The following is a 22,594-nucleotide window of genomic DNA, read 5'->3' as shown; positions in this document are numbered from 1 at the left end:
GCAACGACCCTGGAATCCGCCGCCGGGGAGGGGCCTGGCGCGCTGCCCGCAGCCGGGCGGGCGCGGGCCTACCCACTACGCCGTCGCCGCCCTGGACCCCTGAGGGCCCGTGCCGTCACCTCCCCCGCCGTCGGGCGTCAGCCCGGCCGCCGTCTCCGCCGCCGTCAGCGGCTTGGCGATGTCCTCCAGGGAGCGGCGCTCCGCCTTCACCGCGAGGAGGGCCGCCACCAGGCCGGCCAGGCACATCAGCGTCGCGCCGATCGAGAAGGCGAGGACCGTGTCGCCGACGACACCGGTTTCCGTGAGCTTGGCGAACAGCAGCGGGCCGCTGATGCCGCCGGCCGCGGTGCCGATGGCGTAGAAGAACGCGATCGACATCGCCCGGGTCTCCATGGGGAAGACCTCGGAGACCGTCAGGTAGGCGCTGGACGCGCCGGCCGAGGCGAAGAACAGGACCGCGCACCAGCAGGCCGTCATCGTGGTCGCGCTCAGGGAGCCCTGGTCGAAGAGCCAGGCCGTGCCGAAGAGCAGCACACCGGACAGGAGGTACGTGCCGGAGATCATGATGCGGCGGCCGGCCGTGTCGAAGAGCTTGCCGAGGACCAGCGGGCCGAAGAAGTTGCCGATGGCGATGACCGCGAAGTAGTAGCCGGTGTTGCCGCTCGGGACGTCGAAGAACGTCGTCAGGATCGCGCCGAAGCCGAAGGTGATCGCGTTGTAGAGGAACGCCTGGCCGATGAAGAGGGAGAAGCCGAGGATCGCGCGCTTGCGGTAGTCGGAGAAGACCGTGCGGCCGATCTCCAGGAAGGAGACGCTGCGACGCTGGTGGATGGTGATCTCGCCCTCGGCGCGGGGCAACTGCTCGCCCCGCTCTTCCTCGATTGTGTCCTCGATGGAGGAGACGATGCGTTCCGCTTCGTCGTCGCGGCCGTGGATCAGCAGCCAGCGCGGGCTTTCGGGAACGTGCCGGCGGACGAGGAGGATCACCAGGGCGAGGACCGCGCCGAGCGCGAAGGTGAGACGCCAGCCGACGTTCGCCGCGAAGATGTCCGTGTCCAGGGCGACGATCGACAGCAGTGAGCCGAAGACCGCGCCCAGCCAGAAGCTGCCGTTGATCATCAGGTCCGTGCGGCCGCGGTACTCCTTCGGGATGAGTTCGTCGATGGCGGAGTTGATGGCCGCGTACTCGCCGCCGATGCCGAAGCCGGTGAGGAACCGGAAGAGGAAGAACCACCAGGTGTCGAAGGAGATCGCGGTGAGGGCCGTGGCGGCCAGGTAGACCGCCAGGGTGATCATGAAGAGTTTTTTACGCCCCCATTTGTCGGTCAGACGGCCCCAGAACAGCGCGCCCAGGCAGGCGCCCGCCACGTACAGGGCGGCCGCCATGCCGGTGACCTCGCCGGACGTGATGGGCAGGCCACTGCCGGGCTCCGACAGGCGGCCGGCGATGTTGCCCACGACGGTGACTTCGAGTCCGTCGAGGATCCACACGGTGCCGAGACCGATGACGATCGTCCAGTGCCAGCGCGACCACGGGAGGCGGTCGAGGCGGGCGGGGATGTCGGTGGTCACGGTGCGGCCGGTGTCGGCCTGGGCGGTGGTCATGGGCCCCCTCCTCTTCGAGCGGAACCCGGATCGAGTGCCCTGACCGACTTCTCTTACGCCCGAAGCTTTACGCCCCCAGGGCGTGCGACACCGTGTAGATGAGCAGGCCGGCCAGGGAGCCGACGACCGTGCCGTTGATGCGGATGAACTGGAGGTCGCGGCCGATGTTGGCCTCGATCTTCTTCGTGGTGTGCTCGGCGTCCCAGCTCGCCACCGTGTCGGTGATCAGGGAGGTGATCTCCTTGCGGTAGGTGGTGACGACGTAGACGGCCGCGTCCTCCACCCACTTGTCGACCTTGTCCTGCACCTTGCGCTCGGCCGCCATCCGGGAGCCCAGCGACAGCAGGGACGCCCGCACGCGCAGGCGCAGCTCGCTGCGTTCGTCCTCGGCGGCCGCCACGATCATGGACCGTACCGCCGTCCAGGCGCTGGCGATGAGGTCCTGGACCTCGCCGCGCCCCAGCACCTCGCCCTTGAGCCGTTCGACGCGGGCGCGGGTCTCGGTGTCGGACTGCAGGTCGCCCGCGAAGTCGGTGAGGAAGCGGTCCAGGGCGCTGCGCGCCGGGTGGCCGGGCATGTCGCGCATCTCGGTGGCGAAGCGCAGCAGTTCCCGGTAGACCCGCTCGCCGACCTTCCGGTCGACGAACTTCGGCGTCCAGCCCGGGGCGCCGCCCTCCACGGCGTCCATCACCTCGTCGCGGTGCAGCACCAGCCAGTCGTGCGCCCGGCTGACGATCAGGTCGACGACGCGTTTGTGGCCGCCGTCGGCGACGACCTTGTCCAGCATCTTGCCGATGCCGGGCCCGATCTCCTGGGCGTTCGCGCGGCGGGTGATGGCCTCGCCTACGACTGCCTGGACGTCGGAGTCGCGAAGGACCGTCAGGGCGCCGCGCAGGGCGGTGGACAGCTCGGCGGTGACCCTGTCGGCGTGTTCGGGGACGGCGAGCCACGCGCCGAGGCGGCTGCCGATGCCCACGGCGCGCAGCCGCTGCCGTACGACGTCCTCGGAGAGGAAATTCTCCCCCACGAACTCGCCCAGGGAGACGCCCAGCTGGTCCTTCTTGGTGGGGATGATCGCGGTGTGCGGGATGGGGATGCCGAGGGGGTGGCGGAAGAGGGCGGTGACGGCGAACCAGTCGGCGAGCGCGCCGACCATGCCGGCCTCGGAGGCGGCGGCGACATAGGCCGCCCAGGCCCCGGCGCCGGAGTTGTGCGCCCAGGTGGACAGGACGTAGACGACCGCCACGAACACCAGGAGTCCGGTGGCGGTGAGCTTCATTCGGCGTACGCCGCGCTGTTTCTCCTGGTCCGCCGGGCTGAAGGTCGTCATCGCACGGTTCACCGCGGCGCCGGGGCGGGCATGCTGCCCTCCGGCACCGGCACCCTTTTCTGCTGCTTTCGTCTGTTCCATCCGCTCCACCCGCTCGGTGATCCCGCACACACATTGTCCCTTCCTGACCGACTCCTGGAACGGAACAGGAGTTCCCGGCGTCTGTCGGGAGGGGGTATTGCCACGGGGTGCTGTGAGCTCCCCCCGGCCCATGCCGCATCATGGGCACATCAGATCGGAGCCTTGGGCTCCCATCGCCCGAGGAGAACTGAACAGCATGACCCGAGGACGTGGCTACGCCCTCCTGGCCTTGGTCGTCGCAGCGATCGTGGGCCTTTCCACCGCCATATACGTCGGTGTGGCGTCCGACGACGGCCTGCGCATCCGGAACGCCCTCGGCGACGGCCGTGCCCCCCACAACTCCGCCGCCCCCGCCTCCACCGGCACCTGGGTCGGCACCTGGTCCGCATCTCCCTCCGCCGCCGAACCCGGCACCGAGACCACGGGCATGGCGGACCGTTCGGTACGCAACGTCGTCCACACCAGCGTCGGTGGTACGAGTGCCCGCGTGACGCTGTCCAATCTCTACGGCCAGTCGCCGCTGAGCATCACACGGGCGACGGTCGCCGTCTCCGCGGGCAGCGGTACGCCGGCCGCACTCGCCGACACCATGCGGCAGCTGACCTTCGGCGGTGGTCCCACGGTCGTCATCCCGCCCGGCCGGCAGGTCATGAGCGACGCGGTACGGATCGTCGTCCCGCACGACTCCGACGTCCTGATCACCACCTACACGCCCACCAGCTCCGGCCCGGTGACCTACCACCGGCACGCCCGGCAGGTCTCCTACGTCGCGCAGGGCGACCACGCGCAGGACGCCACGGGCACGCCGTACACCGAGCGGATCGGGTCCTGGCGGTACCTGACCGCCCTGGACGTGCTGAGCAACGAGTCCGACGGCACGGTCGTCGTCCTCGGCGACTCCCTGACCGACGGCATCACCTCCACGCCGGACACCAACAGCCGCTGGACCGACGTGCTCTCCGACCGGCTGCGCGCCGAGATCGCCGCCGGGCGGGACCTGCCCCGCTACAGCGTCGTCAACCAGGGCATCAGCGGCAACCAGGTCCTCGCCGACGGTCTGGGCCGCCCCGCGGACAACCCCAGCGGCCTGAACCGCTTCGGGCGGGACGTGCTGGAGCGGACGAACGTCAAGGTCGTCGTCATCGACCTCGGCGTCAACGACATCCTGCGCAACCCCCGCCTGGCCGACCCCGACGCGATCCTCACCGGGCTGCGCACGCTGGTGGGACAGGCCCACGCGCGCGGCGTGAAGGTCGTCGGCGCGACGCTGATGCCGTTCCAGGGGCACCGCGGGTACACGGAGGCGCGTGAGGCGGTCCGCCAGACGATCAACGCGCAGATCCGCGCCGGGCGGGTGTACGACGCCGTGGCCGACTTCGACCAGGCACTGCGTGACCCGTACGACCCGCGGCGGCTGCGGCCCGAGTACGACTCGGGGGACCATCTGCACCCCAGCGACGCGGGGTACGCGCGCATGGCGGAGTCCTTCGACCTGTCGACGCTGAAGGGGTCTGCACCGGCGGAGCTGTGATCCCGGCCCGCACCGTCTCCTCCCGTGCCCGTCGCCCGGCCACAGGCGGCGGGCACACCGCTGCTCAGCGCTCCCCGCCCAACTCCCGCCGCTCAGCCCCGCGCTCCAGCTTCTCCTGGCGGCGCTCCTCACGGATCCGCTGCTTCTCCGCCCGGGTCGGCTTCCGCTGGACCCCGACGCCGCCCCACAGGGCGAACCCGGTCACGATCACCCTCGGCGCGCCCGGCTCCCCCGGCACGCCCTCCTCGTGGTGGTCGAAGCCGCCCATGACGCCGATGCCGCGGACGACGACCTCGACGCCGGGCGGCACGATCACGTCCACCCCGCCCATGATCGCGAAGGCGCTGATCTCGACCTCGCGGTCCGCGAAGTGCGCCTCGCGCAGATCGATCTCCCCGCCGCCCCAGAAGGCGAGGCAGGTGAACCGCCGGGGCATCGTCCAGCGCCCCTTGCGCTGGAAGCCGGACATCACGGCGACGGCCCACGTGGAGGTGCCCTCGCCGCCGGTGATCCGCCCGGACCAGTCCGGGCCGGCCGCCGGGTCCTTCGTCAGGGACACCGCCGGGACGGTCACGCCCGCGGCCGGCAGGTCCCGGGTGATCGGCGCCAGCTCCCCGTACGTCCGGGCCTTGTACGTCGCGTCGAGCCGCTCCTCGAACTCCTCCATGTCGAGGCGCCCCTCGGCGAGGGCGTCCCGCAGGATGTCTGCGACCTTTTCACGGTCGGCGTCGGAGGCGCGGAGGTCCGGGACGGCGTCGTCGGTCATACACAGCAGCCTACGAGTTCACCCCGCCGGGGGCTACGAGATCGCCCGCTCGGCCTGTTCCCCGTACAGGGTGGCGATGACCGCCTCGATGTCCGGCTCCCGCACCGACAGGTCCACCAGGGGGTACTCGGCCGCGATCCGCGCCACGAGCGGCGCCGCCGACTCCCCCGCCGGGAACGCCAGCCACTGGCGCGGACCCTCCACGCGGACGACCCGCGCGGGCGCCGGAGCGTCGATCGGCGGCAGTTCCCGCTCCAGGTCCACGACCAGGGTCCGCTCGCTCTCCCCGACCTCGTGCAGCCCGGCGAGCGGACCGTCGTACATCAGACGCCCGTGGTCGATGACCATCACCCGCCTGCACAACTGCTCGATGTCCTGGAGGTCGTGCGTGGTCAGCAGCACCGTGGTGCCGCGCTCGGTGTTCAACTCCCGCAGGAACTCCCGCACCTTCGACTTGGAGATCACGTCCAGGCCGATGGTCGGCTCGTCCAGGTACAGCACCTCCGGGTCGTGCAGCAGCGCCGCCACGATGTCGCCGCGCATCCGCTGCCCGAGGGAGAGTTGCCGGACCGGCACGTCCAGCAGGTCGCCCAGGTCGAGGAGTTCGACCAGACGGTCGAGGTTCTCCCGGTAACGGGCGTCCGGGATCCGGTACATGCGGTGCATCAGCCGGTAGGAGTCCAGCAACGGCAGGTCCCACCACAGCGTCGTACGCTGCCCGAACACCACGCCGATGCGGTGCGCGAGCCGGGTCCGCTCCCGGGAGGGGTCGATGCCCGCCACCCGCAGCCGGCCCGCGCTGGGGGTGAGGATGCCGGTCAGCATCTTGATCGTGGTGGACTTCCCGGCGCCGTTGGGGCCGATGTAGCCGACCATCTCGCCGCGTTCCACCCGGAAGGAGATCGAGTCGACGGCCCGCACCAGCCGTCGCTCCCGCTTCATGAAACCGGTCTTCCTGCGCACCTCGAAGACCTTCTCCACACCGTCGAGTTCGATGAACCCGCTCTCCGAGCCGCCTTTCGACTGGCTGGTCCCGCTCTCCGACCCGGTCAACTCAACTCCCTGTACTCCGGTACGAACGAAGCCCCGTCCGCCACGCCAGCCCGGCCAGAAGACAGCACGCCACCGCGACCAGCGGCGAGACGAACGCCGTCCATCCGGGCAACCCGACCGGGTAGGGCCGCCCCAGCACGTAGGCGGCGGGCACCCAGTTGACGAAGGCCAGCGGCAGCATGAAGGTCACGCCCCGCACCAGCTCCTTGCCGAACACCGTCGGCGGATACTGCAACAGCGTCGTCCCGCCGTACGTGAACGCGTTCTGCACCTCGGCGGCGTCCTGCGCGTAGATCTGGAAGGCCGCGCCCGCCACGAACACCGCCGAGAAGATCGCCGCACCGCTGACCACCGTCACCGGCACCAGCAGCACCTCGGACACGCTCCAGTCGACGTCCACCGACACCAGCGCCCAGCCCAGCACCACCGCACCCTGCGTGATCCGGCCCAGCCTGCGCAGCGCGAACCGGTCGGCCCCGACCTGCGCCAGCACCGGCCACGGCCGCACCAGCAGCGTGTCGAACGAGCCGTCCCGCATCCGGGCGCCCAGCACGTCCATCGAGCCGAGCACCAGATCGGCGATCCCGAACGACGTCACCGACAGCCCGTACAGGAACGCCACCTCCGGCAGCGACCAGCCGCCCAGCGAGTCGACCTGCGAGAACATCAGCAGGATGCCCACGAAGTCCAGACCGGTCACCGTCAGGTTCCCGAACACCGTGACCACGAACGAGGTGCGGTAGGCCATGCTGGAGCGCACCCACATCCCGGCGATCAGCCGGTAGGCCCGCAGACCCTCCCGCAGCACACCGCGCTCAGCCACCCTGCACCACCACCCGCCGCGTCGCCGCCGACTGCAGCAGCCGCCCAGCGGCCAGCAACGCCACCGCCCAGCCCGCCTGGAAGGCGAACGCCCGCAGCGGATCCGTCTCCCCCATCAGCACGTCCGCCGGCATCTGGATCTGCGCCGCCCACGGCAGCACCCGCACCACCTCGCCGAACACACCCGGGAAGGCGTTCAGCGGCAGCACCATCCCCGAGAAGAAGATCCCCGTGACCATCAGGACCTGGTTGACGCCCATGCCGTCCATCAGCCAGAACACGCTCAGCGCCGCCAGATAGCGGATCGCGAAGCTCACGACCGCCGCGAGCAGCAACGTGACCACGAAAGCCGCCCAGGGCGTGACCGACGTCGGCAACGCCATGGGGAAGAAGAGCGCGCCGAACAGGAACGGGACCACACCCCGCCCCAGCATCTGGAACAACGCCCGCCCCACGTCCCCCGCCAGCCACCAGAGTTGAAGATCGGCCGGCCGGTACAGGTCGACGGCGATCTCACCGGTGCGGATGCGCTCCATCAGGTCCTTCTCGGCGCCCCCGCCCTGGATCGCCAGCGTCGCGTAGAGGCACTGCCCCAGCCAGACGTAGGTCACCGCCTGCGCCTGGTCGTACCCGCCGAGCTGCGGCTTCTGGTCCCACAGGGCCAGGTACGTGTAGACCAGGATGACGCCGAAGACCGTGTTGGTGAACACCCCGGCCACCGTGGCCGCCCGGTACGTCGCGTACCGCCTGAACCCGCCCGCCGCGACGGCCGCGTACAACCGCCCCGAGCCCACGTCCACAGCCCTCCTCGCCGCCCGGCACCGAAGCGCAGGAGCCTAGTGCTCCGACGAACGGGCGTGCCACGCAATTTCGGGGAGCGGCGGGAGCGCCGCGGTGCGGGCGCGCACCGGCCCAGACGGTACGATCCGATGCGTCCGCGTGGGCCGAGGCGCCCGTGGCCAGGGCGAGCAGCGGGACGGCCGTGCCGGCCGGGCGGAGCGTACGAGCCGTCGCGATCCACGGTCGTAGCCCCCTTCGGGCGAATGTCGCGCAGGCGAGATCACGATTCGGGCAGGCGTGCGCGGCACCATGTTTCACCCTGTGCCCGCCCGCGCACCCGCCCGCACGCGGCCCGCCTCACCGCACGGCCCGCAGCCCGGCCCTCGATCAGGGAACTGATCAACGGATGGGACAGTCTTCATCACAGGGGCGCAAGAGCGAGCAGAGACGTACGGGACGACGTACGACGCGAAACAGGAGTCCGTGCACGACATGAGTGACGAGCCTCAGCCGCAGCAGCCGAATCCGGGCTGGGCATCGAGAGAGCCGCAGGCGGACGCCGACGGCGCCCCGGGCACACCCGAGGCCGCGGCGGCCGGGAAACCGAAGCGGACCGGCTGGCGCCGGATGATCCCGACCTGGCGCATGACGCTCGGCGGCTTCGTCATCGTCGTACTGCTCCTGGTCGGCGGCTTCTTCCTGGGCTACTCGCTCGTGAAGATCCCGCCCGCCAACGCGCTCGCCACCAAGCAGGCCAACGTCTACCTCTACGCGGACGGCTCCGTGATCGCCCGCGACGGCGAGGTCAACCGGGAGAACGTCACCCTCCCGCAGATCTCCAAGGACGCCCAGCACGCGATCCTGGCCGCCGAGGACCGCGACTTCTACACCGAGTCCGCCGTCGACCCCAAGGCCATGGTCCGCGCCGCCTGGAACACCGCCCTCGGCAAGGGCAAGCAGTCCGGCTCCACGATCACCCAGCAGTACGTGAAGAACTACTACCTGCGCCAGGAACAGACCGTCACGCGCAAGGCCAAGGAGTTCTTCATCGCGATCAAGCTGGACCGCGAGGTCAGCAAGGACCACATCCTCGAGGGATACCTCAACACCAGCTACTTCGGCCGCAACGCCTACGGCATCCAGGCCGCCGCCCAGGCCTACTACGGCATGGACGCCAAGGAGCTCGACCCGGCCCGCGCCGCCTACCTCGCCGCGCTCGTCAACGCGCCCAGCCAGTACGACGTCGTCGCCCACCCCGAGAACCGCAAGGCCGCCGAGGCCCGCTGGAACTACGTCCTGGACGGCATGGTCACGAAGGGCTGGCTCAGCGAGTCGAAGCGGACCGGCATGAAGTTCCCCGTGCCGAAGGAGTCCACCCTCTCCACCGGCATGTCCGGCCAGCGCGGCTACATCGTCCGGATCGTCAAGGACTACCTCGTCCAGAACAAGATCGTCGAGGAGAGCAAGCTCGACGCCGGCGGCTACCGCATCACGACGACCCTGCAGAAGGGCAAGCAGGACGCGTTCGTGAAGGCCGTCAACGACAAACTGATGTCCAAGCTCGGCAAGAAGAACAAGGTCGACACCTACGTCCGCGCCGGCGGCGCCTCCGTCGACCCCAAGACCGGCAAGGTCGTGGCGATGTACAACGGCATCGACTACGTCAAGCAGTACACCCCCAACGCCACCCGCCGGGACTTCCAGGTCGGCTCCACCTTCAAGCCCTTCGTGTTCACCGCAGCCGTCGAGAACCACTCCGAGACGCAGGACGGCCGCGTCATCACCCCGAACACCATCTACGACGGCACCAACAAGCGCCCCGTCCAGGGCTGGACCGGCGACCCCTACGCCCCCGAGAACGAGGACCAGCGCTCCTACGGCGACATCACCGTCACCGAGGCCACCGACAGCTCCGTGAACTCGGTCTACGCGCAGCTGGCCGCCGACGTCGGCCCCGCCAAGGTCAAGCAGACCGCGATCGACCTCGGCGTCCCCGAGGCCACCCCCGACCTCGCCGACGGCCCCGCCATCGCGCTCGGCACCGCCACCGCCAGCGTCCTCGACATGGCCGAGGCCTACGCCACCCTCGCCAACCACGGCCGGCACGGCACGTACACGATGGTCGAGAAGGTCACCAAGGGCGGCACGCCGATCGACCTGCCCGAGCGGCGCACCCGGCAGGCCGTCAGCCGCGAGGCCGCCGACACCACCACCTCCATGCTGCAGAGCGTCGTCCAGAACGGCACCGCCTCCGCCGCACAGGCCGCCGGCCGCCCCGTCGCCGGCAAGACCGGCACCGCCGAGGAGGACACGGCGGCCTGGTTCGCGGGCTACACCCCCGACCTGGCCACCGTGGTCTCCGTCATGGGCCAGGACCCGGTCACCGCCGCCCACAAGTCGCTGTACGGCGCCATGGGCCTGCCGCGCATCAACGGCGGCGGCGCACCCGCCGAGATCTGGACGCAGTTCACCCAGGACGCCCTCAAGGGCAAGCCGGTCAAGGAGTTCGACCTCAGGCTCCAGCCCGGCTCCGACGTCTCGCAGGCCCCCAGCAGCGACGCCCCGGCCGACCCGAGCGCCGACCCCACCACCGACGACGGCACGACCACCGGCGGCGAGGAGACCGGCACCCAGACGCCCGAGCAGAGCCCCAGCGCCCCCGAGGGGCAGACGGAGGGCCAGACCGACGGCGGCACCACCGACGGAAGCACCGGCGGCGAGTCCCCCACGGGCGGCGGCACCGCGGACGGCGGCACCACCGACGGCGGCACCACCGACGGGGGCACCACCGACGGCGGTACGACGGAGGGCGGGGGCGGCGACGCGAGCGACGGCGGCGCGACGGGCGGCCCGACCGGCCCCGGCTGGGGCGTGGTCCCGCAGGGCGCCCGCCGCGAGTAGCGGGCCGACGGCTCAGTGACCGCTGGTCGCCTTCAGCCCCACCACGGCGACCAGCAGCAGGCACACGAAGAAGATCCGGGCGGCGGTCGCCGGCTCCCCCAGGACCGCCATGCCGAACACCGCCGCCCCGGCCGCACCGATCCCCACCCACACGCCGTAGGCCGTACCGATGGGCAGGGTCCTGGCCGCCTGCGAAAGCAGCAGCATGCTCGCGACGATGCCGGCGCCCGTGAGCACACTGGGCAGCGGACGCGTGAACCCGTCGGTGTACTTCATGCCGACCGACCACCCCACCTCGAGCAGACCGGCGACGACGAGCAGAACCCAGGCCATGACGGGCACCTCCGGGAAACGGGCTGACGGTGTCGGTGCGTCGTCTTTGCCTTGATCCCGGTACGGCGCGTCTCGTCGGGGGTGCCTCCAACGTAGCAAAGCCCATGGCGAAGGGGCCGGTGACAACCGTCACCGGCCCCTTCGCACCACCTGGGCCCTACAGGTACAGGCCCGTCGAGTCCTCGGCGCCCTCGAAACGGTCCGCGGCCACCGCGTGCAGGTCACGCTCGCGCATCAGCACGTACGCGATCCCCCGCACCTCGACCTCGGCACGGTCCTCCGGGTCGAACAGCACCCGGTCACCCGCCTCCACGGTCCGCACGTTCTGCCCCACCGCGACGACCTCCGCCCACGCCAGCCGCCGCCCGACCGCCGCCGTGGCGGGGATCAGGATGCCGCCGCCGGAACGCCGCTCGCCCTCGCTGGTGTCCTGCCGCACGAGTACGCGGTCGTGCAGCATCCGGATGGGCAGCTTGTCCGGATGGGTGCTCTGCTCGTTTCTCTTGGCGCTCACGCCCTGAAACCTACCTGTCTTCCCCGGATCCGTACGCAGTCGGGTCAGCCCTTGCGCCGCCGCGTGCTGAACGCGAGCAGCCCGACCACTCCCACGACGACGAGCGCGACCGGCACGACCCGCTCCAGCCGGGGCGCGCCCTCCTCGTCCACGAACCGGGCCCGCACATCGGTGACGGCCCGGTTCACCCCCACGTACGCCCGCCCGAGCGTGTGGTCGATGTTGGAAGCGACCTTGGCCTTGGCATCCCCGACGATCGTCTTCGGGTGCACCCGCACCCCGATCTCGTCGAGGGTCTCGGCCAGGGTCGCGCGGCGGCGCCTGATGTCCGCCTCGATCTGCGCCGGGGTCCTGGTGTCCGCCGTGTCCGCCACCGTGTCGCCTTTCGAAGTCGGTGTGAAGCCTGTGCTGGACAGTCTGTCAGCTCCACGGCTCACCGCACTGCCTCGACCCCCGGTTAGGCTGGTCCGATGAGCGAGCGACTCCAGCCGGGGGACGTGGCCCCCGCCTTCACCCTGCCCGACGCCGACGGCACCGAGGTGTCCCTGGCGGACCACAAGGGCCGCAAGGTCATCGTGTACTTCTACCCGGCCGCCCTCACTCCCGGCTGCACCAAGCAGGCCTGTGACTTCACGGACAACCTGGAGCTGCTGGCGGGCGCGGGCTACGACGTCATCGGCATCTCCCCCGACAAGCCGGAGAAGCTGGCCAAGTTCCGCGACAAGGAATCCCTCAAGGTCACGCTCCTGGCCGACCCGGACAAGCAGGTCCTGGAGTCCTACGGCGCCTTCGGCGAGAAGAAGCTGTACGGCAAGACGGTCGTCGGCGTCATCCGCTCCACGATCGTCGTGGACGAGGAGGGCAAGGTCGAACGCGCCCTGTACAACGTCAAGGCGACGGGCCACGTGGCGAAGATCATCAAGGACCTGGGGGTCTGAGACCCCGCTGTTTCTTATGCGAGCGGCTCGTACCGGTGAACCCCCGGTACGAGCCGCTCCGCATTCCGCACGCGTTCCGGGCGCGACGGCCCGATAAACGGTTCGTCACTCCGTGCGAGACCACGAACGGGTCGTCGACGCCGCGTGCTGCACGAGAGGGTGGCGGCGCGCGGACTCGACCCGAGCCACTTCGTCAAGCGCAGCCCGTATCGCAGGTACCCGGACTCCGCCATCGCACAAACGGCCGCCTCGTCGTCGTCGCTGCGCGAAGTAGCCCTGAAACTGGGCGCCGACCCGGCCGGCGGCACCCTGTCGCACATCCGTCGCCGCATTCACGCGGCGGGCATCGACGTCCGTCACTTTCCCGGCATCAACAGGCCCGACCTGGACCTCCCGTTCACTTTCGAAGAGCTGCAGGAAGCAACAGCGACGGCGACGAGTGTGCGGGGCGTGGCACGTTCCCCGGGCGTACCGGACGACGGGGCACGACCGGAGCCCCCGGCCCCGCGCCCGTCGCTCAGCGAGTACTGGTCGTCCTGCCCTCGAGTGCGGGACGGACCAACAGGTCTCAGCTCCACCGCGCCCTGGTCGAGGTCGATGTGCCTATGCGTGCCGGACCTGTGGCAACGAGGGCGAGTGGCTGGGGCAACCGATCACGTTGCAGATCGACCACATCAATGGCGACTGGCGCGACAACCGCCGGGAGAATCTGCGGTATCCCTGCCCCAACTGTCACGCGCTCACTGAGACCTGGTGCCGCCAGAAAGCGAGGACACCTCTCGTCGCGTAACTTGCTCAGCCCGTACACTGAACGCTGCCGGTCGAGCGCCATGACCGTTTTTGAGCGGCCGTGATGGAATTTGGCAGTCATGCTGGGTTTAGGTCCCAGTGGGTTCACACCCGTGTGGGTTCGAGTCCCACCGGCCGCACGCACAAAGAGGGGCCGCCCAGTGGGCGGCCCCTCTCACGTTCCTCAGCTCAACAGCTCCCCCACCACCGGCACCAACGCCCGGAAGGCCTTGCCGCGGTGGCTGATCGCGTTCTTCTCCTGGGGGGTCAACTCCGCGCAGGTGCGGGTCTCGCCCTCCGGCTGGAGGATCGGGTCATAGCCGAAGCCGCCCGTGCCGGTCGGCTCGTGGCGGAGGGTGCCGGGGAGCCGGCCCTCCACCACCCGCTCCGTGCCGTCGGGCAGGGCCAGGGCCGCCGCGCAGGCGAAGTGGGCGCCGCGGTGTTCGTCGGCGATGTCCGACAGCTGGGCGAGGAGGAGGTCCAGGTTGGCCTTGTCGTCGCCGTGGCGGCCGGACCAGCGGGCGGAGAAGATGCCGGGTGCGCCGTTGAGGACGTCGACGCAGAGGCCCGAGTCGTCGGCGACGGCCGGGAGCCCCGTGGCCCGGGCCAGGGCGTGGGCCTTGAGGAGGGCGTTCTCGGCGAAGGTGACGCCCGTTTCCTTGACGTCGGGGATGTCCGGGTAGGCGTCGGCGCCGACGAGTTCGTGGGGAAGCCCGGCTTCGGCGAGGATCGCGCGAAGTTCGGTGATCTTTCCGGCGTTACGGGTGGCGAGGATCAGGCGACTCATGGCCGCAACAGTATTGCTCCCCGTGCCCTCTCGGGGGCGCGGGGAGCTGCGCGAGCGGCCCCTCAGGGGCGCGGGGAGCCGTGCGAGCGAGCACGACGCACCCGCACCCGGCCGCCGCCCCGCACTGCTACGGCGTGCAGACCTTCGTCAACTCGCCCGCCGCGTCCGTGACCGGGCTGATGTCGGGCGTCTCGTCGCCGTTCTTGATCGACGTGCGGACGTTGTCGACGGCCTTGTTCAGGTCGTCCACGGCCTTGCCGACATCCGCGTTGTCGGTCTTGTCACCGATCTTGCCGAGGTTCTTGTCGATGGAGTCGAGGGACTCGTCGAGCTGCGTCGGGTCGTTCGACGCGCTGTCGACCGCCTGCTGGAGTTCCGTGACGCTGTCGGCGATGGCGTCGGCGGTCTGGACGCAGTCCAGCGCCTTGTCGACGGCGGCGCAGCCGGTGGTGAGTCCGGCGGTCAGCGCGACGGCAGCCAGGGTGGCGGCGACGGCTGCGGTGCGGCGTCGGCGGCTCGCGGCCATGGAGCGGTCCCTCTCGTTCGGTCGGGCCGGTCGGGCCCGCGCGGCTGGCCGGGCGCACAGGATGAGCCGTGCGCCCGTACTCCTTCAGACGCGAGTGTGCTCGGCGCGGTTGCCCGTGCCGAGCACCGGTCTTGGCGTGCCTTTTACTTTTGCGTCACTTCTCGAGGAGGGTTTCGAGCGCGGCGCGCTGGTGGGCGGCGAGTTCGTCGCAGCCGGCGACGGCGAGGTCGAGGAGGGCGTTGAGTTCGTCGCGGGCGAAGGGTTCGGCTTCTGCGGTGCCCTGGACCTCGACGAAGCGGCCGTCTCCGGTGCAGACGACGTTCATGTCGGTGTCGGCCTTGACGTCTTCCTCGTAGCAGAGGTCGAGGAGGGGGACGCCGCCGACGATGCCGACGGAGACGGCGGAGACGGTGCCGGTGAGGGGCTTGCGGCCGGCCTTGATCAGCTTCTTGCCCTGGGCCCAGGCGACGGCGTCGGCGAGGGCGACGTAGGCGCCGGTGATGGCGGCGGTGCGGGTGCCGCCGTCGGCCTGGAGGACGTCGCAGTCGAGGACGATGGTGTTCTCGCCGAGAGCCTTGTAGTCGATGACGGCACGCAGGGAGCGGCCGATGAGGCGGCTGATCTCGTGGGTGCGGCCGCCGATGCGGCCCTTGACGGACTCGCGGTCGCCTCGGGTGTTGGTGGAGCGGGGCAGCATGGAGTATTCGGCGGTGACCCAGCCTTCGCCGCTGCCCTTGCGCCAGCGCGGGACGCCTTCGGTGACGGAGGCGGTGCAGAAGACCTTGGTGTCGCCGAAGGAGACGAGGACGGAGCCTTCGGCGTGCTTGCTCCAGCCGCGCTCGATGGTGATGGGGCGGAGCTGCTGGGGGGTGCGGCCGTCGATTCGAGACATGCGGCTGAGCCTATCCGTACCGCGGAAGGGGCCCTTCCCGTGGTGGGAGGGGCCCCGGTGGTGGAGGTCTCAGGGGGTGAGGCCCGGGACGATCCCCGCCCCTCACATCATGTCTTCGATGTCCGCCGCGATGGGGTCGGCGTCGGTGCCGATGACGACCTGGATGGCAGTGCCCATCTTGACGACGCCGTGAGCTCCGGCGGCCTTCAGGGCGGCTTCGTCGACCTTGGCGGGGTCCACGACCTCGGTGCGCAGGCGGGTGATGCAGCCTTCGACCTCTTCGATGTTGTCGATGCCGCCGAGCCCGGCAACGATCTTCTCAGCCTTGGTGGCCATGTTCGTTCTCCCTGATCCGAACCGCTTTGTCGCAGTAACCCACAGTTGGCCCATCTTCGCGAGCGGCCCTGTCGTGTGTGCCGAAGGATGGCGTCACGTTCGTGCGACCGTCGAACGACTGGTCTACACCACGAGCCTGCCTCTCGACAAAAGTCTGTGGCCGAAAGCCTGCAGCCCGGAGCTCGGCGAACTCGACGAAGGGGACGGGGATGAGTGCCGACAGCCCCGCCGGTGCCGCGCCGGCCGTGAGCCCCGGGCGGGCTCGCTGGAACCGGCTGTTCCAGGGGTTGCAGAAGATGGGCCGGAGTCTTCAGTTGCCGATCGCGGTGCTGCCGGCGGCGGGCATCCTGAACCGGCTGGGGCAGCCGGATGTGTTCGGGGACGACGGGCTGGGCTGGACGAACGTCTCGAAGGTGATGGTGGGGGCGGGCGGGGCGCTGCTGGACGGCTCGCTGGGGTTGCCGCTGCTGTTCTGTGTGGGCGTTGCGATCGGGATGGCGAAGAAGGCGGACGGTTCGACGGCGCTGGCGGCGGTGGCCGGGTTCCTCGTGTACTGGACGGTACTGCGTCAGTTTCCGGAGGATTGTCCGGAGGGGTCGGTGGCGGTGCCGAACGTCGGGTGTCAAGTGACCGACGGGGACCGGGAGGTGACGGCGTTCGCGTTCCAGAATCCGGGGGTGTTCGGCGGGATCGTGATGGGGTTGCTGACCGCGTTCCTCTGGGCGCGGTTCCACCGGACGCGGCTGGTGGACTGGCTGGGGTTCTTCAACGGGCGGCGGCTGGTGCCGATCATCATGGCGTTCGTCGCGATCGTGTTCGCGGCGCTGTGTCTGTGGGTGTGGCCGCCGGTCGGTGACGCGCTGGAGAGTTTCAGCGACTGGATGGACGGGCTGGACGCGTGGGGCGCGGGTGTGTTCGGGGTGGCGAACCGGGCGTTGCTGGTGGTGGGGCTGCATCAGTTCCTGAACGTGCCCATCTGGTTCCAGTTCGGTTCGTTCACGAAGCCGGACGGGACGGTGGTGCACGGTGACATCAACATGTTCCTGGCGGGCGACCCGGACGCGGGGCAGTTCACCTCGGGGTTCTTCCCGATCATGATGTTCGCGCTGCCGGCGGCGGCCCTGGCGATCACGCACTGCGCGCGTCCGGCCCGGCGCAAGGAGGTCGGGGGGCTGATGCTGTCGGTGGCGCTGACGTCGTTCGTCACGGGCATCACGGAGCCGATCGAGTATTCGTTCCTGTTCGTGGCGCCGGTGCTGTACGGGGTGCACGCGCTGCTGACGGGGGTGTCGATGGCGGTGACGTGGGGGCTGGGGGTGCACGACGGGTTCAGCTTCTCGGCGGGGCTGATCGACTACGTCATCAACTGGAATCTGGCCACGCGGCCGTGGCTGATCATTCCGATCGGGCTGGGGTTCGCGCTCCTCTATTACGTGATCTTCCGGTTCGCGATCAGCAGGTTCGATCTGCGGACTCCGGGGCGGGAGCCCGAGGAGGACGTGGAGGACAGCGCCAAGGCGTGATCGTCTGAAGCGGGCGGAATTGGCGGGTTCCACTCGTTCGGCCTACCGTGCTACAACTGGTCTACACCACTCACTGGTGGAGGTCGCGCGGTGGATACCGCGCTCCCCTTTCTTTGAGACGCCGCCGTCCCCCTTCGCATGCTTCCTGGGCGGCGCCGTGCCCCCTGGAGGAAGTTCATGTCCACAGACACAGCCGCGCCCGCGAGCCCGAGCAAGGGCTCGGCCGTGATGGCCGTGATGCAGCGCATCGGCCGCAGCCTGATGCTGCCGGTCGCCGTGCTGCCCGCCGCCGCCCTGCTGGTCCGCCTCGGCAACACCGACATGCTCGGACGCGAGTCGTTCCCCGCCTTCATCACCAAGATCGCGGGCTTCATGGCGGCCGGCGGCAACGCGATCCTCGACAACATGGCGCTGCTGTTCGCCGTGGGCATCGCGATCGGCTTCGCCAAGAAGTCGGACGGCTCCACGGCCCTGGCCGCCGTGGTGGGTTACCTGGTCTTCAAGAACGTGCTGGCCACGTTCACCGACAAGAACCTGCCGAAGGTCGCCACGGCGGTCGACGGCAAGGTCGTGACGGTCGACGCTCCCGTGGACGCCAAGGTCCTCGGCGGTGTGGTCATGGGCATCGTGGTGGCGCTGCTCTACCAGAAGTTCTACCGGACCAAGCTGCCGGACTGGGCGGGCTTCTTCGGCGGCCGCCGTCTGGTGCCGATCCTGTCGGCCTTCGCGGGCCTGGTCATCGGCATCGTCTTCGGTTACATCTGGCCGGTCCTCGGCACGGCTCTGCACAACTTCGGCGAGTGGCTGGTCGGTTCCGGGGCGGTCGGCGCGGGCATCTTCGGTGTCGCCAACCGTGCGCTGATCCCGATCGGCATGCACCACCTGCTGAACTCCTTCCCCTGGTTCCAGGCCGGCACCTACGAGGGCAAGAGCGGTGACATCGCCCGGTTCCTCGCGGGCGACCCGACCGCCGGGCAGTTCATGACCGGCTTCTTCCCGATCATGATGTTCGCCCTGCCGGCCGCGTGCCTCGCGATCGTCCACTGCGCCCGGCCCGAGCGCCGCAAGGTCGTCGGCGGCATGATGTTCTCGCTCGCGCTGACCTCGTTCGTCACCGGCGTCACCGAGCCGATCGAGTTCACCTTCATGTTCATCGCCCCGGTGCTGTACGCGATCCACGCGCTGCTCACCGGTGTCTCGATGGCGCTGACCTGGGCGCTGGGGATGAAGGACGGCTTCGGCTTCTCGGCCGGCGCGGTCGACTTCGGCCTGAACCTGGGCATCGCGACCAACCCGTGGGGCCTGGCCCTGGTCGGTCTGTGCTTCGCGGCGGTCTACTACGTGGTCTTCCGCTTCGCGATCACCAGGTTCAACCTGCCGACGCCGGGCCGGGAGTCCGACGAGGAACTCGCCGAGCTGCAGAAGGCCGAGGCGAAGTAGGGCGCCGACACGCGAAGGGCCCCGGAACCGCTCGGTTCCGGGGCCCTTCGCGTGTGCTCCGGGGCCTCGCACTGCGGGGGCCTTCGGGCCGGGGACGTCAGATCTCGTACGTCTGCCCCGGCGCGGCCAGGTCGACCCGGCCGTCGTAGACCTCGCGGGCGTCGACCAGGTTGACCTGGGGGTCCGTCCACGGCGGGACGTGGGTGAGGACCAGGCGGCGGGCACCGGCCCGGGCCGCCGTCTCACCCGCCTCGCGGCCGTTGAGGTGCAGGTCGGGGATGTTCTCCTTGCCGTGCGTGAACGCCGCCTCGCACAGGAACAGGTCGGCGTCCCGGGCCAGTTCGTCCAGCGCGGCACTCACTCCGGTGTCGCCGGAGTACGTCAGCGTCCGGCCACCGTGCTCGATCCGGATGCCGTACGCCTCCACGGGGTGGGCCACCCGCTCGGTGTGCACCGTGAAGGGGCCGAGTTCGAACGTGGACGGCTTGACCGTGTGGAAGTCGAAGACCTCGCTCATGGAGGAGGCGGAGGGGGTGTCCGCGTAGGCGGTGGTCAGCCGGTGTTCCGTGCCTTCGGGGCCGAAGACGGGGAGTGGATCGCAGCGGCCGCCGTCGTGGCGGTAGTAGCGCGCGACGAAGTACGCGCACATGTCGATGCAGTGGTCGGCGTGCAGATGGCTGAGGAAGATCGCGTCGAGGTCGTAGAGACCGCAGTGGCGCTGCAGCTCGCCCAGGGCACCGTTGCCCATGTCGAGAAGCAGCCGGAAGCCGTCGGCCTCGACGAGGTAGCTCGAGCAGGCCGATTCCGCGGACGGGAACGACCCCGAGCAGCCGACGACGGTGAGCTTCATGAAGCAGAAACCTCCGCTGGCGGGATAAGTCTGAGAGGGGCGTCGGGGGTCGTGCGGTCCGTCGAGCGTAAGGCGCAAAACCTCCGGTAGCTCCTCCGCCAAGGCCTGTTGTGGGCGAACTCACCTGTGGTGTCACCGGTTCGGCTGGCAGGGCCGGGGGGTGATCCTCGTGAGGGGGGCGCGCGGCAGGGGTGGCGCCGGTAACGTCTCAGTATGGACACGTCCTGGTGGCTGGCGCTCGCCGCGGTGGTACTGCTCGCGCTCATCGCCACGCTCGTCGACGGCTGGGGCCGGGGCCGGCGGCCCACGGCCCGGCGGAGCCGGGCGGCCGGCCCCGTGCTCACGGAGAGCCGGCCGCAGCCGGCGGAGATCTGGTGGGCCGACGTGCCCTACGAGGACGAGGACCGTACGAAGGACCGGCCCTGTCTGGTGCTCGCGGTGCGCGGGGAGCGGGCGACGGTCGCGAAGATCACCACGCGGTTCCGCGACGAGCGCAGCGGGATGATCCCGCTGCCGCCGGGCTCGGTCGGCGACGCCCGGGGCCGCGCGAGCTACCTGGACACGGACGAGTTGCGGGAGGTCCCGGTGTGGGGCTTCCGGCGGCGGGTCGGCGTGGTGGATCCGACGCTGTGGGACCAGGTGCGGTACCTGGCGGGCTGACCCAGCGGAAGAGGGGCGCCCGAGCAGGAGCTGGGTGAACGGCACGGAAAAGGGCTGGAGTCGTGGACTCCAGCCCTTCGTGTCGGTGCCGCCGGCCGTTCCGGCCGCCGGGCTGCTCGCCGTCGGTCACGCCCAGAGCTGGCCCTGGAGCGTGTCGATGGCCTCCTCCGTCGTGGCCGCCGTGTAGACGCCGGTCGAGAGGTACTTCCAGCCGCCGTCGGCGACGACGAAGACGATGTCGGCCGGCTCCCCGGCCTTGACGGCCTTCTTGCCGACGCCGATCGCGGCGTGCAGCGCGGCGCCCGTGGAGACACCGGCGAAGATGCCCTCCTGCTGGAGCAGCTCGCGGGTGCGGGTGACGGCGTCCGCGGAGCCGACGGAGAAGCGGCTGGTGAGGACGGACGCGTCGTACAGCTCGGGGACGAAGCCCTCGTCGAGGTTGCGCAGGCCGTAGACCAGGTCGTCGTAGCGCGGTTCGGCGGCGACGATCTGGACGTCCGGCTTGTGCTCGCGCAGGAAGCGGCCGACGCCCATGAGGGTGCCGGTGGTGCCGAGGCCGGCCACGAAGTGCGTGACGGACGGCAGGTCCGCGAGGATCTCGGGGCCGGTCGTGGCGTAGTGGGCGCCCGCGTTGTCGGGGTTGCCGTACTGGTAGAGCATCACCCAGTCGGGGTTCTCGGCCGAGAGCTCCTTGGCGACGCGCACGGCGGTGTTGGAGCCGCCCGCCGCCGGGGAGGAGATGATCTCCGCGCCCCACATGCCCAGCAGGTCCCGGCGTTCCTGCGAGGTGTTCTCGGGCATCACGCACACGATGCGGTAGCCCTTGAGCTTCGCCGCCATCGCCAGGGAGATGCCGGTGTTGCCCGACGTCGGCTCGAGGATGGTGCAGCCCGGGGTCAGGCGGCCGTCCTTCTCCGCCTGCTCGATCATGTGCAGGGCCGGACGGTCCTTGACCGATCCCGTGGGGTTGCGGTCCTCCAGCTTCGCCCAGATGCGGACGTCGGCGGACGGCGACAGCCGCGGCAGGCGCACCAGGGGGGTGTTGCCGACCGCGGCCAGGGGGGAGTCGTAGCGCATCGTCGATCAGACCATGCCGCCGGCCACGGCCGGCAGGATCGTGACGTTGTCGCCGTCCGACAGCTTGGTGGTGATGCCGTCGAGGAAGCGGACGTCCTCGTCGTTCAGGTACACGTTGACGAAGCGGCGCAGCTGGTCGCCGTCCACGATGCGGGCCTGGATGCCCGGGTGCCGGGTCTCGAGGTCGTCGAAGAGCTCGGCGAGGGTGTCGCCCTTACCCTCCACCGCCTTCTGACCGTCGGTGTAGGTGCGGAGGATGGTCGGGATGCGGACCTCGATGGCCATGGCTTCAGGGCTCCTGTCGGGAGTAGTCAGTCGGGGCGCGCGGCAGCGCAGGAACAGCAGGTGGTGCGTGTGTGCAGCGCCGCGGCTCACGGCCGTACGGCGGCAGGGACCGGCGTCAACAGATGGCGCTGGCGAGCCTGCACAGGTCGACGTGCAGCCGCGCCACGAGCAGCGTGCCCGGCGTCTTGTCGCTCACGTCGTGGAAAACCATGGGGTCATCGTATCGATTCCCGGTCCGGGTACTGGAATGTGATCCCACATCGCGGACGATTTCGGATCGGGGAGTGAGACCGTGCTGTTCAGGGGCCCTCAGTAGGCCTCGACGACCTGGACCTCTTCCTCCGTGACCTCGCCCTCGACGATCCGGAAGGAGCGGAACTGGAACTCGCCGGCCCCGTCGGTGTCGGCGGTGGAGACCAGGACGTAGTGGGCGCCGGGCTCGTTGGCGTAGGAGATGTCGGTGCGCGAGGGGTAGGCCTCGGTGGCGGTGTGGGAGTGGTAGATGACCACCGGCTCCTCGTCGCGGTCGTCCATCTCGCGGTAGAGCTTGAGCAGGTCGCCGGAGTCGAACTCGTAGAACGTGGGCGACATGGCCGCGTTCAGCATGGGGATGAAGCGCTCGGGCCGGTCCGATCCGGCCGGTCCGGCGACGACGCCGCACGCCTCGTCGGGGTGATCCTTGCGCGCGTGGGCGACGATCTGGTCGACGAGGGCCTGGGTGATGGTCAGCATGCTCGCCAGGATAAGCAGAAGGGCCGTTCCGTACCGAGGGTTG

Annotated in this window: 23 protein-coding genes, 1 tRNA gene, 1 pseudogene and 1 riboswitch; of the genes and pseudogenes, 7 read left to right on the top strand and 18 right to left on the bottom strand. The window is 70.1% G+C overall.

What is annotated here, in order from left to right; genetic code table 11:
* Nucleotides 1–75: 75 nt before the first annotated feature.
* Both AB0937_RS27095 and AB0937_RS27090 read right to left on the bottom strand, forming a co-directional pair.
* Nucleotides 76–1,605: an MFS transporter gene (locus AB0937_RS27095; protein ID WP_366714929.1), complete on the bottom strand. Its 1,530-nt coding sequence runs from the start codon at nt 1,603–1,605 to the stop codon at nt 76–78.
* Between the two features lie 67 nt (nt 1,606–1,672).
* On the bottom strand, nt 1,673–3,046 hold the full coding sequence (locus AB0937_RS27090; RefSeq protein WP_366714927.1) for a DUF445 domain-containing protein: 1,374 nt from the start codon (nt 3,044–3,046) through the stop codon (nt 1,673–1,675).
* A gap of 166 nt (nt 3,047–3,212) precedes the next feature.
* On the opposite strand from AB0937_RS27090, the gene AB0937_RS27085 reads away from it, so the two are divergent.
* Entirely contained in the window at nt 3,213–4,547 is a 1,335-nt protein-coding gene (locus AB0937_RS27085) for an SGNH/GDSL hydrolase family protein (protein ID WP_366714926.1), read from the top strand.
* Nucleotides 4,548–4,626: 79 nt separating this feature from the next.
* On the opposite strand, the pseudogene AB0937_RS27080 reads toward AB0937_RS27085, so the two are convergent.
* The 4 genes and pseudogenes from AB0937_RS27080 to AB0937_RS27065 form a co-directional block, all read right to left on the bottom strand.
* Nucleotides 4,627–5,313: pseudogene (locus AB0937_RS27080) on the bottom strand (DUF1707 domain-containing protein); the annotation flags it as partial.
* A 33-nt stretch (nt 5,314–5,346) separates the two neighbouring features.
* On the bottom strand, nt 5,347–6,366 hold the full coding sequence (locus tag AB0937_RS27075; protein ID WP_366714924.1) for an ATP-binding cassette domain-containing protein: 1,020 nt from the start codon (nt 6,364–6,366) through the stop codon (nt 5,347–5,349).
* Nucleotide 6,367: 1 nt separating this feature from the next.
* Nucleotides 6,368–7,189, bottom strand: coding sequence for an ABC transporter permease (locus AB0937_RS27070; RefSeq protein WP_366714922.1), 822 nt, complete (start codon nt 7,187–7,189; stop codon nt 6,368–6,370).
* A complete protein-coding gene (locus AB0937_RS27065) occupies nt 7,182–7,982 on the bottom strand; it encodes an ABC-2 family transporter protein (protein ID WP_366714959.1) in 801 nt (266 codons plus the stop codon). The genes AB0937_RS27070 and AB0937_RS27065 overlap by 8 nt, the downstream gene beginning before the upstream one ends.
* A 478-nt stretch (nt 7,983–8,460) precedes the next feature.
* Between AB0937_RS27065 and AB0937_RS27060 the strand changes: the two genes are divergently transcribed.
* The gene (locus AB0937_RS27060; protein WP_366714920.1) at nt 8,461–10,869 is read left to right on the top strand and encodes a transglycosylase domain-containing protein; all 2,409 of its coding nucleotides are present in this window, start codon (nt 8,461–8,463) and stop codon (nt 10,867–10,869) included.
* 12 nt (nt 10,870–10,881) lie between these two features.
* Here AB0937_RS27060 and AB0937_RS27055 read toward each other — a convergent pair whose 3' ends face one another.
* The 3 genes from AB0937_RS27055 to AB0937_RS27045 form a co-directional block, all read right to left on the bottom strand.
* Complete coding sequence (locus tag AB0937_RS27055) at nt 10,882–11,202, bottom strand: multidrug efflux SMR transporter (RefSeq protein ID WP_053669887.1); 321 nt, start codon at nt 11,200–11,202, stop codon at nt 10,882–10,884.
* Nucleotides 11,203–11,236: 34 nt separating this feature from the next.
* Nucleotides 11,237–11,304: riboswitch (guanidine-III (ykkC-III) riboswitch) on the bottom strand.
* 55 nt (nt 11,305–11,359) lie between these two features.
* The gene (locus AB0937_RS27050) at nt 11,360–11,716 is read right to left on the bottom strand and encodes a co-chaperone GroES (RefSeq protein WP_104779699.1); all 357 of its coding nucleotides are present in this window, start codon (nt 11,714–11,716) and stop codon (nt 11,360–11,362) included.
* 44 nt (nt 11,717–11,760) lie between these two features.
* Nucleotides 11,761–12,090: a DUF3618 domain-containing protein gene (locus AB0937_RS27045; RefSeq protein ID WP_366714917.1), complete on the bottom strand. Its 330-nt coding sequence runs from the start codon at nt 12,088–12,090 to the stop codon at nt 11,761–11,763.
* A 96-nt stretch (nt 12,091–12,186) separates the two neighbouring features.
* Here AB0937_RS27045 and bcp point away from each other — a divergent pair, with 96 nt between their 5' ends.
* Nucleotides 12,187–12,654 carry a thioredoxin-dependent thiol peroxidase gene (gene bcp / locus AB0937_RS27040; protein WP_366714916.1) on the top strand — a complete coding sequence of 156 codons (468 nt, stop codon included), beginning with the start codon at nt 12,187–12,189 and terminating at the stop codon, nt 12,652–12,654.
* Nucleotides 12,655–13,498: 844 nt separating this feature from the next.
* A tRNA-Leu gene (locus AB0937_RS27035) sits at nt 13,499–13,583 on the top strand.
* Nucleotides 13,584–13,627: 44 nt separating this feature from the next.
* Here AB0937_RS27035 and rdgB read toward each other — a convergent pair.
* The 4 genes from rdgB to AB0937_RS27015 form a co-directional block, all read right to left on the bottom strand.
* Nucleotides 13,628–14,230 carry an RdgB/HAM1 family non-canonical purine NTP pyrophosphatase gene (gene rdgB, locus AB0937_RS27030; protein ID WP_366714913.1) on the bottom strand — a complete coding sequence of 201 codons (603 nt, stop codon included), beginning with the start codon at nt 14,228–14,230 and terminating at the stop codon, nt 13,628–13,630.
* A gap of 127 nt (nt 14,231–14,357) precedes the next feature.
* On the bottom strand, nt 14,358–14,756 hold the full coding sequence (locus AB0937_RS27025) for a hypothetical protein (RefSeq protein ID WP_366714911.1): 399 nt from the start codon (nt 14,754–14,756) through the stop codon (nt 14,358–14,360).
* Between the two features lie 154 nt (nt 14,757–14,910).
* Nucleotides 14,911–15,648, bottom strand: coding sequence for a ribonuclease PH (gene rph, locus AB0937_RS27020; protein ID WP_366714909.1), 738 nt, complete (start codon nt 15,646–15,648; stop codon nt 14,911–14,913).
* A 102-nt stretch (nt 15,649–15,750) separates the two neighbouring features.
* Nucleotides 15,751–15,984 (bottom strand): glucose PTS transporter subunit EIIB, encoded by a 234-nt coding sequence (locus AB0937_RS27015; protein WP_221756120.1) that lies wholly within the window; start codon nt 15,982–15,984, stop codon nt 15,751–15,753.
* Between the two features lie 209 nt (nt 15,985–16,193).
* Here AB0937_RS27015 and AB0937_RS27010 point away from each other — a divergent pair, with 209 nt between their 5' ends.
* Both AB0937_RS27010 and AB0937_RS27005 read left to right on the top strand, forming a co-directional pair.
* Nucleotides 16,194–17,507 carry a PTS transporter subunit EIIC gene (locus AB0937_RS27010; RefSeq protein WP_366714957.1) on the top strand — a complete coding sequence of 438 codons (1,314 nt, stop codon included), beginning with the start codon at nt 16,194–16,196 and terminating at the stop codon, nt 17,505–17,507.
* Between the two features lie 177 nt (nt 17,508–17,684).
* A complete protein-coding gene (locus AB0937_RS27005; RefSeq protein WP_366714907.1) occupies nt 17,685–18,947 on the top strand; it encodes a PTS transporter subunit EIIC in 1,263 nt (420 codons plus the stop codon).
* A gap of 97 nt (nt 18,948–19,044) precedes the next feature.
* On the opposite strand, the gene AB0937_RS27000 is transcribed toward AB0937_RS27005, so the two are convergent.
* The gene (locus tag AB0937_RS27000) at nt 19,045–19,797 is read right to left on the bottom strand and encodes an MBL fold metallo-hydrolase (protein WP_366714905.1); all 753 of its coding nucleotides are present in this window, start codon (nt 19,795–19,797) and stop codon (nt 19,045–19,047) included.
* A gap of 213 nt (nt 19,798–20,010) precedes the next feature.
* Between AB0937_RS27000 and AB0937_RS26995 the strand changes: the two genes are divergently transcribed.
* Nucleotides 20,011–20,457, top strand: a complete 447-nt coding sequence (locus AB0937_RS26995) for a type II toxin-antitoxin system PemK/MazF family toxin (protein WP_366714903.1) — start codon at nt 20,011–20,013, stop codon at nt 20,455–20,457.
* 126 nt (nt 20,458–20,583) lie between these two features.
* Here AB0937_RS26995 and AB0937_RS26990 read toward each other — a convergent pair whose 3' ends face one another.
* From AB0937_RS26990 to AB0937_RS26975, 4 genes are all read right to left on the bottom strand, one after another.
* Nucleotides 20,584–21,534, bottom strand: a complete 951-nt coding sequence (locus AB0937_RS26990) for a cysteine synthase (protein ID WP_366714901.1) — start codon at nt 21,532–21,534, stop codon at nt 20,584–20,586.
* 6 nt (nt 21,535–21,540) lie between these two features.
* Nucleotides 21,541–21,819 (bottom strand): MoaD/ThiS family protein, encoded by a 279-nt coding sequence (locus AB0937_RS26985; protein WP_248507851.1) that lies wholly within the window; start codon nt 21,817–21,819, stop codon nt 21,541–21,543.
* Nucleotides 21,820–21,934: 115 nt separating this feature from the next.
* Nucleotides 21,935–22,030: a putative leader peptide gene (locus AB0937_RS26980; RefSeq protein WP_317926516.1), complete on the bottom strand. Its 96-nt coding sequence runs from the start codon at nt 22,028–22,030 to the stop codon at nt 21,935–21,937.
* Between the two features lie 98 nt (nt 22,031–22,128).
* Complete coding sequence (locus tag AB0937_RS26975; RefSeq protein ID WP_031140077.1) at nt 22,129–22,551, bottom strand: M67 family metallopeptidase; 423 nt, start codon at nt 22,549–22,551, stop codon at nt 22,129–22,131.
* Between the last annotated feature and the right edge of the window lie 43 nt (nt 22,552–22,594).

This window comes from Streptomyces sp. NPDC047880, from assembly GCF_040706515.1.
Lineage (GTDB): Bacteria > Actinomycetota > Actinomycetes > Streptomycetales > Streptomycetaceae > Streptomyces.
The sequence above is the reverse complement of the archived record's forward strand: the minus strand, read 5'-3'. Positions and strand labels throughout refer to the sequence as shown.

Coding starts and splice junctions, on each gene's coding strand:
- AB0937_RS27095 (WP_366714929.1), bottom strand. CDS start 1,605: ATGACCACCGCCCAGGCCGACACCGGCCGCACCGTGACCACCGACATC.
- AB0937_RS26975 (WP_031140077.1), bottom strand. CDS start 22,551: ATGCTGACCATCACCCAGGCCCTCGTCGACCAGATCGTCGCCCACGCG.
- AB0937_RS27010 (WP_366714957.1), top strand. CDS start 16,194: ATGAGTGCCGACAGCCCCGCCGGTGCCGCGCCGGCCGTGAGCCCCGGG.
- AB0937_RS26990 (WP_366714901.1), bottom strand. CDS start 21,534: ATGCGCTACGACTCCCCCCTGGCCGCGGTCGGCAACACCCCCCTGGTG.
- AB0937_RS27015 (WP_221756120.1), bottom strand. CDS start 15,984: ATGGCCACCAAGGCTGAGAAGATCGTTGCCGGGCTCGGCGGCATCGAC.
- rph (WP_366714909.1), bottom strand. CDS start 15,648: ATGTCTCGAATCGACGGCCGCACCCCCCAGCAGCTCCGCCCCATCACC.
- AB0937_RS26985 (WP_248507851.1), bottom strand. CDS start 21,819: ATGGCCATCGAGGTCCGCATCCCGACCATCCTCCGCACCTACACCGAC.
- AB0937_RS27005 (WP_366714907.1), top strand. CDS start 17,685: ATGTCCACAGACACAGCCGCGCCCGCGAGCCCGAGCAAGGGCTCGGCC.
- AB0937_RS27055 (WP_053669887.1), bottom strand. CDS start 11,202: ATGGCCTGGGTTCTGCTCGTCGTCGCCGGTCTGCTCGAGGTGGGGTGG.
- AB0937_RS27000 (WP_366714905.1), bottom strand. CDS start 19,797: ATGAAGCTCACCGTCGTCGGCTGCTCGGGGTCGTTCCCGTCCGCGGAA.
- rdgB (WP_366714913.1), bottom strand. CDS start 14,230: ATGAGTCGCCTGATCCTCGCCACCCGTAACGCCGGAAAGATCACCGAA.
- bcp (WP_366714916.1), top strand. CDS start 12,187: ATGAGCGAGCGACTCCAGCCGGGGGACGTGGCCCCCGCCTTCACCCTG.
- AB0937_RS26980 (WP_317926516.1), bottom strand. CDS start 22,030: ATGGTTTTCCACGACGTGAGCGACAAGACGCCGGGCACGCTGCTCGTG.
- AB0937_RS27060 (WP_366714920.1), top strand. CDS start 8,461: ATGAGTGACGAGCCTCAGCCGCAGCAGCCGAATCCGGGCTGGGCATCG.
- AB0937_RS27085 (WP_366714926.1), top strand. CDS start 3,213: ATGACCCGAGGACGTGGCTACGCCCTCCTGGCCTTGGTCGTCGCAGCG.
- AB0937_RS26995 (WP_366714903.1), top strand. CDS start 20,011: ATGGACACGTCCTGGTGGCTGGCGCTCGCCGCGGTGGTACTGCTCGCG.
- AB0937_RS27025 (WP_366714911.1), bottom strand. CDS start 14,756: ATGGCCGCGAGCCGCCGACGCCGCACCGCAGCCGTCGCCGCCACCCTG.